Source organism: Pseudoalteromonas sp. PAST1, from assembly GCF_021532515.1.
In the GTDB taxonomy this organism is placed as follows: domain Bacteria; phylum Pseudomonadota; class Gammaproteobacteria; order Enterobacterales; family Alteromonadaceae; genus Pseudoalteromonas; species Pseudoalteromonas simplex.
Map to the genome: position 1 here is coordinate 1 of NZ_JAKGBH010000077.1, position 13,115 is coordinate 13,115.

At 40.3% G+C, this 13,115-nt stretch carries 12 protein-coding genes; 8 read left to right on the forward strand and 4 right to left on the reverse strand.

What is annotated here, in order from left to right; all coding sequences use genetic code 11:
• Nucleotides 1–558: 558 nt before the first annotated feature.
• The 3 genes from ybaK (at nt 559) to L1272_RS21615 (ending at nt 3,487) form a co-directional block, all read left to right on the forward strand.
• Nucleotides 559–1,020, forward strand: coding sequence for a Cys-tRNA(Pro) deacylase (gene ybaK / locus L1272_RS21605; protein WP_138599786.1), 462 nt, complete (start codon nt 559–561; stop codon nt 1,018–1,020).
• A gap of 118 nt (nt 1,021–1,138) precedes the next feature.
• Entirely contained in the window at nt 1,139–1,621 is a 483-nt protein-coding gene (locus tag L1272_RS21610) for a DUF3015 domain-containing protein (RefSeq protein WP_235374255.1), read from the forward strand.
• Between the two features lie 45 nt (nt 1,622–1,666).
• Nucleotides 1,667–3,487, forward strand: a complete 1,821-nt coding sequence (locus L1272_RS21615; RefSeq protein ID WP_235374256.1) for an Lnb N-terminal periplasmic domain-containing protein — start codon at nt 1,667–1,669, stop codon at nt 3,485–3,487.
• Here the strand turns inward: L1272_RS21615 and L1272_RS21620 are convergent.
• The 3 genes from L1272_RS21620 to L1272_RS21630 all read right to left on the reverse strand — a co-directional run bounded on the left by L1272_RS21620 (nt 3,484) and on the right by L1272_RS21630 (nt 5,639).
• Nucleotides 3,484–4,740 carry a Y-family DNA polymerase gene (locus L1272_RS21620; protein WP_235374257.1) on the reverse strand — a complete coding sequence of 419 codons (1,257 nt, stop codon included), beginning with the start codon at nt 4,738–4,740 and terminating at the stop codon, nt 3,484–3,486. The two genes, L1272_RS21615 and L1272_RS21620, sit on opposite strands and share 4 nt — an antisense overlap.
• On the reverse strand, nt 4,728–5,141 hold the full coding sequence (locus L1272_RS21625) for a LexA family protein (protein ID WP_054552219.1): 414 nt from the start codon (nt 5,139–5,141) through the stop codon (nt 4,728–4,730). The genes L1272_RS21620 and L1272_RS21625 overlap by 13 nt, the downstream gene beginning before the upstream one ends.
• A gap of 63 nt (nt 5,142–5,204) precedes the next feature.
• Complete coding sequence (locus L1272_RS21630) at nt 5,205–5,639, reverse strand: MarR family winged helix-turn-helix transcriptional regulator (protein WP_054552220.1); 435 nt, start codon at nt 5,637–5,639, stop codon at nt 5,205–5,207.
• Nucleotides 5,640–5,750: 111 nt separating this feature from the next.
• On the opposite strand from L1272_RS21630, the gene L1272_RS21635 reads away from it, so the two are divergent.
• The 5 genes from L1272_RS21635 (at nt 5,751) to L1272_RS21655 (ending at nt 11,325) form a co-directional block, all read left to right on the forward strand.
• A complete protein-coding gene (locus tag L1272_RS21635) occupies nt 5,751–6,524 on the forward strand; it encodes a siderophore-interacting protein (protein ID WP_166341000.1) in 774 nt (257 codons plus the stop codon).
• Between the two features lie 67 nt (nt 6,525–6,591).
• Nucleotides 6,592–7,587 carry an LLM class flavin-dependent oxidoreductase gene (locus tag L1272_RS21640; protein WP_138599782.1) on the forward strand — a complete coding sequence of 332 codons (996 nt, stop codon included), beginning with the start codon at nt 6,592–6,594 and terminating at the stop codon, nt 7,585–7,587.
• Nucleotides 7,588–7,761: 174 nt separating this feature from the next.
• Nucleotides 7,762–8,718, forward strand: coding sequence for a patatin-like phospholipase family protein (locus tag L1272_RS21645; RefSeq protein WP_054552223.1), 957 nt, complete (start codon nt 7,762–7,764; stop codon nt 8,716–8,718).
• 120 nt (nt 8,719–8,838) lie between these two features.
• On the forward strand, nt 8,839–10,248 hold the full coding sequence (locus L1272_RS21650) for an alanine/glycine:cation symporter family protein (protein ID WP_235374258.1): 1,410 nt from the start codon (nt 8,839–8,841) through the stop codon (nt 10,246–10,248).
• Between the two features lie 27 nt (nt 10,249–10,275).
• Nucleotides 10,276–11,325, forward strand: a complete 1,050-nt coding sequence (locus L1272_RS21655; RefSeq protein ID WP_235374259.1) for a patatin-like phospholipase family protein — start codon at nt 10,276–10,278, stop codon at nt 11,323–11,325.
• 17 nt (nt 11,326–11,342) lie between these two features.
• Here L1272_RS21655 and L1272_RS23255 read toward each other — a convergent pair whose 3' ends face one another.
• The gene (locus tag L1272_RS23255; RefSeq protein ID WP_138599779.1) at nt 11,343–12,902 is read right to left on the reverse strand and encodes a methyl-accepting chemotaxis protein; all 1,560 of its coding nucleotides are present in this window, start codon (nt 12,900–12,902) and stop codon (nt 11,343–11,345) included.
• Nucleotides 12,903–13,115 lie beyond the last annotated feature (213 nt).

Genomic DNA, 13,115 nt, shown 5'->3' on the forward strand with positions numbered 1-13,115 from the left:
ATAGAAAAGGCGCTCAATGCGAGGCCGAGAAAATGTCTAGGGTTTAGGCAACCAGCGGTAATATTCGATGAATTACGCAAAGCAGCCTAATTTAGCGAGTGGTGCACTTCGGACTTGAATTCGCGCCTAATTTATAATACGTTAAATTGACCCTATTCCTAATCGGCATTTTCAGATTTAATCTAATACAACATAATAGGCAGAATCATCAAGACATCTGCACAATGTTACATCATCAGAGAATACCGTTTTTTGAATCTTCCCTTTATTTAGACCAAGTGTTTGACATTTATTTTGGCAATCAATAAAGGAGTTCCACGCTAAGTATTCGTTGCAGATAAAATTAATCGTATACAACAGGGTGAGTATGATAAGTAACTGCTTAACCAGATATAGGCCATTAGCTCTAGACATGTTCATTACCTTGCGTAGTGTCTATCACTTAAGTGTAGTTCATTTTACTTAAATTAGTACGATTGTAGGTTTTGATTAATTGCTTTTAGACTACCGTTCACGTTATGTTTTTTATCGTTCAGCATTCAGTATTTGGAAGAAGTAATGACACCGGCTATTAATTTATTACAAAAGAAAGGTATTAATTTTGATGTGCTCAGCTATCAACATGATCCTTCAAAGCAACAGTTTGGTCTTGAAGCGGTTGAGAAGCTAAAGCTCCCTGCTGAGCAAGTATTTAAAACTTTAGTACTTGAAGATACTGAGCATCAGCTTTTGGTTGCTATTGTGCCAGTGAGCCAGCAAGTTAACTTGAAAATGCTAGCAAAGGCGGCAAAGGTTAAAAAAGTGCAGATGGCTCCACAACAAAAAGTCGAAAACACGACAGGTTATATTTTAGGTGGGGTGAGTCCGCTAGGTCAGAAAAAGCGATTAATGACGTTTGTTCATCAATCAGTATCTAATTATGAAAAAGTATATGTTTCCGCGGGTAAACGTGGATTAGAGATTTCTATAGATCCTAACGATTTATGTGCTTTGTTAGGTGCTAAGTTGGCTGATTTTTAATCATATAACGGTGTTTTTTCCTAATTTCGGAAATTACTTATTGTACTGAGGCTATTTATAGATAAGCTGTTCATGCGTTATTAATTCTAATAACGAATTATCTTAAAGGATTCAGGATATGAAAAAAATTATTGCTATTTCTGCACTTACTCTTCTTCCACTTTCTAATGCGATGGCTGATCAAGATATCGGCTGTGGTCTAGGTTCGCAACTTTTCGCAGGCCAAGAAGGTAAAATTGTTAAAGTATTAGGTGCGACGACAAACGGTACATCTGGTAACCAAACTTTTGGTATCACATTTGGTACGTTAGGTTGTGACGGTACAGGTACTGTTACGGCGTCAACTAAAGTAGCAACATTTATTGATGGCAACATGGAACAACTTGCGCGCGATATGTCTCGTGGTGAAGGCGAATCACTAGATACACTTGCGGAAGTTTGGGGTGTTCAAGCTCAAGATAAAGCGGCGTTTAATAAATTAGTACAGGCTCAGTTTACTCACGTTTTCACTTCTGAAAATGTTACTTCTCAAACTGTACTAGAAAACCTTAATAACCTTGTAGCGAGTGACTCACAGCTATCTTCTTACACTTTATCTTAAGTGTTAATATTCTTATCTAAAGCCCGTTTAGGGCTTTTTTATTTTATGTTTAAATTTCTTATTGTTGCTTCGTTTGTTTTGAGTAGCTCGGCTTATTCTGCTACAACAATACACAATATCGCCTCCCATCCATACTGGCTTAAATTAGGCCATTATCAGCAATCAATCTCGGGTTCATATGAAAGTGAGGTTGATAGCCATAGCTTTTTTCTTTCGGTTAATGGAAAGTTTGATCCTCATGCTGAACTTTTAGCTACTATCGAAGCGTTTCAGAGTGAGAATAATGATGTTACTTGTCAGTTCCCTGCTCGTTATCAATGGTTAAAGCAAAGCTTTTATTCGGAGTGGCCTGAGTTAGCTTGCCCTGAAATTAAGACATGGCAAAAGCTTATAAACCCAAAGGGGATGACTTTAGTTTTTCCTACCGCTTTTATGAATGATCCAGCTTCTATGTTTGGTCATACCTTGTTACGAATTGATGCTAAAGATCAAACTCGCAGTAGAGAACTGATTGCTTTTGCAGTCAATTTTGCTGCTGAACCTGATGCAACTGATAATGCAGCTTTATATGCTCTTAAGGGGCTTATAGGTCAGTATCCTGGTAAGTTCACATTAATGCCATATTATCGCAAGGTTCGTGAATATAATGATCTGGAATCTCGTGATATGTGGGAATATAAATTAGCTTTGTCTGAGTCTGAAATTCAGCGTGTTTTACTACATTTATGGGAACTGCAATGGGCTACATTTGACTATTTTTTTATTGATGAAAATTGTTCTTATCAATTATTAGCGCTATTGCAAGTGGCACGTGATGATCTTAACTTAACTAATAATTTTTCTAGTCATGCTATTCCTTCTGATACTGTCAAAGCACTTGCTGAACACAAACTTTTATCTATGCCTCGATATCGTCCTGCATCTGGCACCATACTAATTAACTACGAAAGCCAGTTGACTGATGAACAAATTGATATTGCACGTAAATTAAAAAATGGCGAACCACTCAGTGGGTTTTCTTTAACAGCGGAACAAGCTGTGCCTGTACTTGAAATGGCATACGAGTGGTTAAATTATCAATACTACGACCAAGGTTTAGAACGTGAAGCAATTGCGCCTAGATTAACGGCCTTACTGCACCAGCGTAGTAAATTACTTTTGCCTTCGCCCTTTGCAAGACCTGTAACACCCAGCATTAGCCCTGAAAAAGGTCATGATTCTAGTCGTTTTGGAATGGTATTTAATCATTTTAAGTATTCAGAAAATCGCTACGGTTTTAGTTATCGAATGGCGTACCATGACTTGTTAGATAACGCTGGTGGATTTATACCTGGCGCGCAAATTAGCTTTTTTGATATAGAGGGAGATCTAGACTCTGAGGGGAATGTCTATTTAGAGCATGTGTATTTTATTGATGCAATGTCGTTAGCTCCAGATAATCGTTTGTTTGACTCTTGGTCTTGGAATATGCGTGTTGGTTTTGACCGTAAACCTACTGACGATAAACGTAAGGGAAGAGCCTTCATACAAGGCGGTTATGGAAAATCATTCGGTGATGCATCAGGCTTTCAAAGTTACTTTCTTGCGTCTTCGTTATTACAAGCTGGAGAGCTTACTGATTCAGTCTCGCTTGGCTTTGGCACAGAATTTGGACTAATTTGGCAAGCAAGTGATGCGCAAAAACTTGCTCTAACAGCACAGGGATTTTGGCTTGCTAATGATGCGAGCACAAATCATCAAATTGAGCTTGCTGCTCATTGGCAAATTGCACTTGCTCAAAACTGGGGATTAAGAAGTTCATATGTTTATCAAAATCAACAAAGTACTGAGCAGCAGTTAAAACTACAGTTATTCCATTACTTTTAACAATGTATTTTCGGTAGGTTATGCCAGCGGGTTGTGTAATGAGGCGATAAGTAAGCGCGTTTCATATGCCAACGGGTCGTAGGAGTTTCGCTGGCTATGGCAAGGGTACCCACGCCATAACGGGTGTTAATGCTATCAAGACACTGCATCAGTTTAGGGTTATCGATAGGTGCTTGAAACAAATCAGGTTGCTGAAACATGTGGCTCGATAACTCTAGGGCACCTACACCACATTTATAAAATCGTACCCCGGGTTTATAGAGATGATCAAATACCTCGCTGATAGCATTGGCAAACACACAACTATCGGCGGTGGCGACACTAAACTCATAAATATAGGACTTTTTATAATAGCCATCTTGATGAGGAGAGCTGGCCACAAACATTAATAAGCGTTGAGTGTGTGAACCTTGCGCACGTAGTTTTCTTGCTACAATGACACAATGATTGATTAGTGCCGTTTTCAGCGCGGTGGCGTCAGTGATACGCTCCCCAAAACTGCGGGTCGAAAATATTTCTTTTTTGTCTTGGCGTACTTCATCCCAGGCTAAGCAGCTTTTTCCGCGTAACTCGTTCACTGTGCGCTCTAATACAATACTAAACAGGCGTTTCATTTTTCGAGGATCTTGCTCGGCTAAATCAAAAGCCGTATTGATATTCATTGCTTTGAGTTTTTTAGCTAAGCGTCGACCAACGCCCCAAACATCTTGTACGTCCATGGCTTTTAAAATGGCTAACCGTGAAGGTTCTGAATCAATCACTGCAACGCCATCAAAGCCGGGGAGTTTTTTCGCTGCATGATTGGCGGCTTTGGCTAAGGTTGCTGTTGGGCCAAATCCAACCCCAACAGGCAGCTTTGTTTCGCGCCATACGGTACGGCGAATATCATGGCCATAACGATGCCAATCGTGAATAAGCTTATTGAAACCAGTAAAGTTTAAAAATGATTCATCAATAGAGTATATGTGCTGATTATCGCAAAAGCGGCCAATTACGTTCATCATCCGCTCGCTTAAATCTGCATACAGCTCATAGTTAGATGAGCGGATCACCACTTGGTTATCTTCGAGTATTTTCTTTACTTGAAAATAAGGCTGAAATTTTGGAATAGCCAGCTTTCGAGCAATAGGGCACACGGCACAAATACAGCCATCGTTGTTGGTGAGAACCACAACCGGTTTACTACGAATAGCCGGATCAAATACTTTTTCGGCGCTGGCATAAAAGGCCACAGCATCGACTAAGGCGTACATGCTAATAGCTCTTTACTACTGCGATGTAAGCGAATTGAGCGAGTAACCACGCCTTCTAACTGAAATTCATCCGATTGGCGTAGTTGCACTGCAGGGTATTTAGGCGAGGCTGATAATAGCTGGGCATTGTGTTTATCTAATAGTTTACAAACAAATAAACCATTTAGATTCGCGACAATGACATCGCCATTTTTAACATCTTCGGCGCGATCAACCAGTAATAAGTCACCATCAAAAATCCCCACACCTTGCATTGATTCGCCAGAGGCAATACCAATAAATGTTGCATCAGGGTGTTTAATCAATAGTTGATCTAATGATAAGCCTAGCTCTTTGTATTGTGCTGCCGGTGATTCAAAACCACATACGCCAGCTTCGATATAAATAGGAATAACACGCATAACAAAACCACTATACTGTACATTCATACAGTATAGTGGTTTGTGGTTATCTTGCCAATAAGATCACGGGGTGTTGTGATTGATATTTTCGATCATGGTTGTGGCAATAGCGATAAAATCACGTACTTGCTGATCAGTTAAACCGTGGCAAAGTTTGGCATCAACCTCTTGCTCTGCAACTTCTAAACGCGAGAACAGGGCGTTACCTTGATCAGTAAAGGATAAAATTAAACAGCGTTTGTCATTTTCGTCGGCACATTTAGAAACCAGTTCAAGCTTTATAAGCTCTTTTACTAAGCGTGCTATTTGTGCTTTATCACGCCCTGTTTTGGTAACAATATCATTAGCGGTACAGTGCTGTGTTTCGGCAATGATATGTAAACAGCGTACATGCAGCGCATTAAGGCCAAGCTCGTTGGCGTTAATGGCTTCGCGTACAGTGACACGGTAACTTTGTGCCAGTGTAAATAAAGCAGAAGAAAGCGAGGTTTGTGGCATGGTTCACCTAAGTTCAGTTGGTGGATTTAGTTGACAAAGTCAATCAAAAGTGTATAGTTGACTATATCAACTATTGGGGCGTTGTGCAATTTAACCAGCTAGGAGAGAAAGATGGCTAGAAAAGTTCGTCGTGCAAACGTATTAAGTACTACACGTATTTCCCCGCATCTACAAAGAATTGTTGTTGGCTCAGACGAGTTTGCTGACTTCCCGCAAGATGCAAAAGGTGCGTACGTAAAGGTATTGCTCCCGCATGCCGGTGAATCTAAGGTTGAACTTGATTTACACGCTGAGCATCCTGCATTAATGCGCTCTTACACTATTCGTGATATCAACCCCGTTAACGGGGCAATTACCCTCGATTTTGTGGTTAACCAACATCAAGGTGTGGCAACCAACTGGGCACAAAATGCGTGTGTAGGCGACGAGGTCGGTATAGCAGGCCCGGGCCCTAAAAAACTCACTGATTTTACGCAAACACATTATTTAATGCTGGCAGATTTAACCTCTGTCAATGCAATCAATGGCTACTTACAAGCCCTGCCACAAGATGCCACTGTCGATGTCATTATTCATGTTGCTGATAAAGCCGACATTATTGAACTTGAGCAAATTGAAGCACACAGCCAACATAGTGTTGAATGGCTAGTTACAGATGAGCCAGAAACTGATCTACTCGACCAAGTAACACGCTTATGCGCAGGTTATAACGCGCAACCTATGGTGTTTATGGCACTAGAAGCAAATTTGGTGAAGGCAATTCGCCGTTTAATTACAAGCAGTTTTGAAATTGATCGTGAACACATTGTTGCATCGGCCTATTGGAAGCGTGGTATTGATGCTGATGGCCTAAAGGTGGAAAAACAGCAACAAAGCCGTGCCTAATTAGCATTTGAAAAAAAGCCATTCGCTCTCATTAACTAATTATAAAGAGTTAAATTTTGGAGAGCGAATGTCAGACCTTAGCAACACACCTTTTTCATTGCTTGAATTGAGCCCAATGAAAGAGCACGAAACCGTTTCGCAAACACTAGCAAATAGTGTTACCTATGCACAAACAGCCGACAAACTGGGTTTTAATCGGTTTTGGATGGCAGAGCATCATAATATGCGCGGTATCGTGTGTGCCGCAACTTCAGTACTGATAGGTCATATCGCAGGTAAAACTCAGAATATCCGCGTAGGTGCGGGTGGGGTGATGTTACCTAACCATCCACCGCTGGTGGTTGCTGAGCAATTTGGCACCCTAGAGAGTTTATACCCCGGTCGCATTGATTTAGGGCTAGGCCGCGCCCCAGGTAGTGACCCAATTACCAGCCGTGCTTTGCGCCGTGATGAACAACGCGCTGAGCACTTCAATGATGAAGTAACGGAGCTGCAAGCTTTACTTGGCCCATATAAAGGTGACTCTCCAGTACGCGCAATCCCAGGTGAAGATACTAATGTGCCAATCTGGTTACTGGGCTCAAGTCTTTATAGTGCTGGACTGGCGGCAAAAAAAGGTTTGCCATATGCATTTGCTGGGCATTTTGCTCCACGATTTGTTGAAGATGCCATTGCATTGTATCGCAGAGAATTTCAACCATCTGAGGTATTAGATAAGCCATACGTCATGCTTGGTTTACCCGTTGTTGCCGCTGACACCGACGAACAAGCACAGTTTTTAGCAACCACAGCGAAACAACGTATCTTAGCACTTATGCGCGGCAAGCCACTTTGGCTTAAAGAACCTGTTGCAACAATGGAAGGGTTGTGGACAGCGCAAGAAAAAATGCAAGTAGAAAACTTTTTAGGACTTTCTGTTGTGGGCGGTCAAGCGAGCGTTAAGCATAAGCTGAGTATGATTAAACAAACGCTACAGGTTGATGAGTTTATTTTTACAAATGACCTGTATGAATTGAGTGACAGACAACATGCGCTGGAAATATTAGCAAGCATCATGCGCTAATACGGTTTAGCAAATAGTGAATGCGTGTAATGAGTTTTTATGCGCATTGCTTAAGCCCTGACACTCATTTATCAAACGGTTTTATAGATTAATTCAATTTATATAATCCGTTTTAAGGATTGAATTTAACTTTATACAATACATTTATTAACCATTACCCTAGGAAGGTGCACCGTGAAATCTCAAACAATTGCCGCAGTAGAACCACAAACAAAAACAGCATTAATCGCTGAGGGTGGTGGGCAACGAGGGATTTTTACCGCAGGTGTACTCGATGCGTGGTTAGAAAATAATTACGATCCATTCGATTTATTCATTGGTACATCAGCAGGCTCACAAAATTTAACAAGTTATTTAGCGCGTCAAAAAGGCTATGCAAAACGTTTGATCAGAGGACTTTCGCGGCATAAACGTTTTTTCCAACTTGGCCGCGGGCTGTTTGGTAAAAGCATTGTTGACCTTGATTGGTATTTTGATAAAACCAAAGAAGTAAACCGTGCCTTAGATTTTAAAACAGCAACGCAAAATTTAGGTAATCGTGAATTGTTGATCACAACCACTAACGCGGCTGATCGTAAACCGTATTACTTGAGCCCAAATGGTGAAGATACACAATGGTTGGCCTTGTTAAAAGCATCAAGCGCATTACCGTTTTTATATAAAGATGGCGTTAACTTAACGCCTTGGCTAACAACCAAGGCCGCAAATGATGCCATTATTCAAAGCTCTAATACTGATTTAGTCCATGATATGTATTTAGATGGGGGCTTAGCTGCACCTTTACCTGTGAAAGAGGCCTATAATCGTGGTGCTCGTGATATTGTGGTTATTCGTACTGTTGATGAAAACTTTCAAGTGCAATCTGAATGGGTAAATAAGTTAAAATCACTCGTTTGCGTATCGGGTTATTGCCCTAAAACCATTGATTACTTGGTTCAACACGAACAAGCTTATCAAGATGAATTAGATTTCATTGCAAACCCGCCAAGTGATGCCCGTATCACACAAATTTTTGCAGGTGATAAATTACGCAGTAAACTGCTGGGTAGTACAGATTCAGATCTCCGCTATGATCACAAATTAGGCTTAGCGGCAGGTCGTGCCTTTTTACAGCAACAACTGCTAAATTAGTTGGGAGCAGGCTCGGGTAATTAATCCCATTGCCTACTTGAGATATTTGTAAATAGAGTTAAAGTGGTTAGCTATTCACTTTTTGTGATTTTTTATCTATAAGAACAATAAAGGCTTGCCATGTTTAACAGTGCTGTATCGACAATCAATGGTTTTCTTTGGGGAGAAGGCCAAATTCTTATCTATATTCTTCTGTTTGCTGGGATCTGGTTTTCGGTAAGACTAAAAGCGATTCAATTGGTTAAGTTTCGCCATATGTTTAGCCTGTTAAAGTCGAGTAGCAGCACCGATAAAAACTCAATTAGTTCGTTTCAAGCTTTATGTACTGGTCTTTCAGCACGAGTAGGTACTGGTAACCTTGCAGGGGTTGCCGTTGCTATTTCGTTAGGAGGCAGTGGCGCAATATTTTGGATGTGGGTGATTGCCATTTTGGGCATGGCCACGGGCTTTGCCGAAAGCGTACTTGGGCAAGTCTATAAAGTCAGAGATGCAAATGGTGAGTTTAGGGGCGGGCCTGCTTATTATATTCAGCAAGGCTTAGGCAGTAGAGCGCTTGCAGTGTGTTTTGCTTTTTGCTTGTTTCTTGGTTATGGCTTTACGTTCAGTGCCATGCAAACGAATACCATTACCGATGCTCTCAATTACGCATTTGAAATTCCAACTTTGTATTCAGGCATTGTGATCACAATACTGGCAGGCTCTATTATTTTAGGTGGCTTTAAAGCAATCGCCCGCTTTGCTGAACGCATTGTGCCAGTCATGGGCATTTTATTTGTACTCGCCGCTATCATAATTACTTTACTGAATATCGGTAAAGTGCCTGCGATGATTGAAGATATTTTACTTTCAGCCTTTGGCTTACAAGAGGCAGGCGCAGGGGCTATGGGCGCCGCAATTAAAAACGGTATTCAGCGAGGGCTTTATTCAAATGAAGCCGGAGCGGGGAGTGTGCCACATGCATCTGGCTGTGCATCGCCAGTACCAAACCACCCAGTCACTCAAGGTTACATTCAAATGCTTGGGGTGTTTTTTGACACTATTGTGCTGTGTAGTTGTACGGCGGTGATTATTTTATTGGCTGATATTGATATTAGCGGCGAAATGGAAGGAATACGCTTAACTCAATCTGCGATGACAGCGCATATGGCCGCTGGTGGCATTTACTTTGTAGCGGCTGCAATTTGCTTATTTGCGTTTACTTCTGTGGTTGCAAACTATGCCTACGCAGAAAGTAACCTACATTTATTTAAACTAGATAATAAACTCGGTCGAGGTATTTATACCTGTTTATATTTATCAATGATGATTTGGGGCGCATCTGCCACCATTAAACAAGTGTGGGATCTTGCAGACATTGCTTTAGGTTTAATGACAGTGGTGAACGTTATCGCTATCATACGCTTAACGCCAACGATCTTATCTGTGACAAAAGACTACCATAGTCAACGAGAAGCAGGGCAAGAGCCGAGGTTTGACTCTGAAAAAGTGCAGGTTCAAGGTCAAACAGAACAAGGGATTTGGCGTAAATAAGCTAAAACAATAACGAGAAAAGTAACCATGATAGATATTTATGCAGGGCCAAGTGCTGCAAAAGTAATTCAAGAGCAAGGCCTGTCTGCCGATTTGTTCAATACATTTTTAGGGGCAAGCGGTGGACCCAAATGGTTTACATTATTTGGTTTGGATAAATATCTCTTTGGTGAATTTTTTAAAGACCGTACCATACCTTTAAACTTATTAGGATCAAGTGCAGGGGCATTTAGAGCTGCCTGTTTTGCACAAAATGACCCTGTTGCTGCAATATCGCGATTAGCAAAGTCATACTCTGAAACACGTTATTCATCGAATAAAGCAAAACCAGAAGAAATAACAACAAAAGCACGAGAGTTATTAAGCACTGTTTTTGCTGAAAATGGTATTCAAGAAATCATTAACAACCCGATTTTTAAAGCCCACTTTATAGTTGCAAAATCGAATGGCTTTACAGCATCAGAAAACAAAGTGATGCAGTTAATGGGGTTATCTAAAAGCTACTTAGTCAATCGAATGAATAGACGTTTGTTAAGTAAGCAATATGAACGTTATGTATTTCAGCCTGCGGATAGTCAGTTATCTTTTTCCGATAATAATAATTTCAATACCCATACTATTGAGCTAAGCGAAGATAATTTAGCGGATGCTTTGCTTGCTTCAGGCTCTATTCCATTAGTGATGCAAGCCATTAAAAATATAACAGGAACACCACCAGGTATGTATCGTGATGGCGGTATTATCGATTATCACTTTGACTTAAGTATTCATAATGACGGGCTCATATTATATCCGCATTTTAATAATAGCCCAAAGGCAGGTTGGTTTGATAAGAGCCTAAAGCGCGGTATTACCCCGAGTAACTATGATAACGTAGTGATGATCACCCCATCAGCGGAATTTGTCGCTTCATTACCTTATGGAAAAATTCCCGATCGTAAAGATTTTACAGAACTTGATGCTGATATACGAATCAAATATTGGCAACAAGTATTCAAAGAAACCGAACGGCTAGCAGAGGCATTTGATACGGTATGTACGAATAAGCACACACCGAAAATAAACCTTATCAAATAATCGTGGTTTTGCTTTAACTACTTAAACTGGCTAATCAAGGATGTTTGTTCTGTCACTTTACTGAGTAATGCTTCACAAAGTTGCTGCGAAGTTTGGCCAAGCTCTTTACAGTCATGAGCAAAATCTTGAGCTGCTGTTATATTTCTTGCGATCGATTGACTTGCCGTTAGCTGTTCTTTTATCGCTTGGGCTACAACACTATTAAGCTCACTTAGTTTGATTGATTGCGCTTTAATATGGTCTAAACTATCGCCACTTTGATGGGCAAGCTTAACACTTTTGGCCGACAAATCTAGTCCGTCATTCATGGCAATTTGTGCTTGTTTCGAAGCGTGGGTGAGTTGATTTAATACATTGCTAATTTCTTCTGTTGATTGCTGAGTTCTAGACGCTAGAGCTCGTACTTCTCCTGCAACTACCGCAAACCCTCTGCCATGCTCACCTGCGCGGGCTGCTTCAATTGCCGCATTTAAAGCAAGTAAATTAGTTTGATCTGCGATGGCATTAATCTCAGAAAGAATTGCAACAATATCTTGGTTTCCTTGGATTAAGTTTTCTACATAATTGCTTGCGGCATTGAGTTTTTCGTCAAGTTCACTAATTGAATTTATAGTTTGTCTAACAGCAAGTGAACCGTCTTCTGTTGCTTGATTCGTTAACTCAGCAGTTTGGCTTGATTTCATCGTGCTAGACGAAAGTTCATCAATAGAAGCGGTCATTTGTTCTGTTGCTACAACAATTTGTGAAACTTCGTCAGTTTGTTTATTTAAAAGCTCCGTAACATTATGGCCAGACTCAGCACAATGTTGGGCATTGTAATTAACACCCACACTAACATCATTCACACGGCCAACAACTGCTTTTAGTTTTGCTTTTTGCATCTCAAGTGCAAGATATGCAAAGCCAGATTGATCATTGGTACCAGAATACAGGTAAGCCATTAAGGGGTTATCGTATACTTGTTTTGCTTTACTAATAAGTGCTAAATATTTTTGGCGCCAAAAATACATAAGCCCATTAGCTGATGCTAAAAATAGTACAAGTACACAATTAAAAATATTAAATCCAGCACTGAATAGGGCAGCCAGCGAGCCTAAAAAGCTAATTAGCAACAGGGCACTTATGTAAAGAGTGGCATCATACTTTACTGCTGTAGCATGAGACTTTTGGTTGTTGTTTATTTTTGCATATTCAGCAGTTGCTCTTTGTACAACTTCATCACTCTGTTTGGTTCTGACTGATTGGAATTCAATGATATTACCAGTTTTATCTTTAATAGGCGTTACAAAGGCATTCACCCAGTAGTAATCACCATTTTTACATCGATTTTTAACAGGTCCCATCCAAGATTGACCATTTTTAAGATGGTGCCATAAATCAGCAAAAGCAAGCTTTGGCATATCAGAATGACGAACGAGATTGTGAGGTTTATGCACCATTTCGTCGAGGGAATATCCGGCTATTTTACAAAATTCATCATTGGCATAAGTAATATTGCTATTTAAATCTGTAGTTGATAAGAGGATAGATGATTCAGGAAATTTAACTTCATTGCTATTTATGAGTTGGCTATTCACAGTGCTGGTCACTTTTTTAGAATAATTATAATAGTAAAGTATTGTTTATTACCGATATTATTATTGTGAAATAAACAAGGAAAGTCGGCCTTGTTGATCAAATGCAGCTCTCTAATAAACTCACTTAACTTACTGATATTTAGGCAGACCAAGGGTGTTGATCTTATTTAGCGCCTTCACTTTGATCATCGCTTCAACCAGTTGGCGATTGTA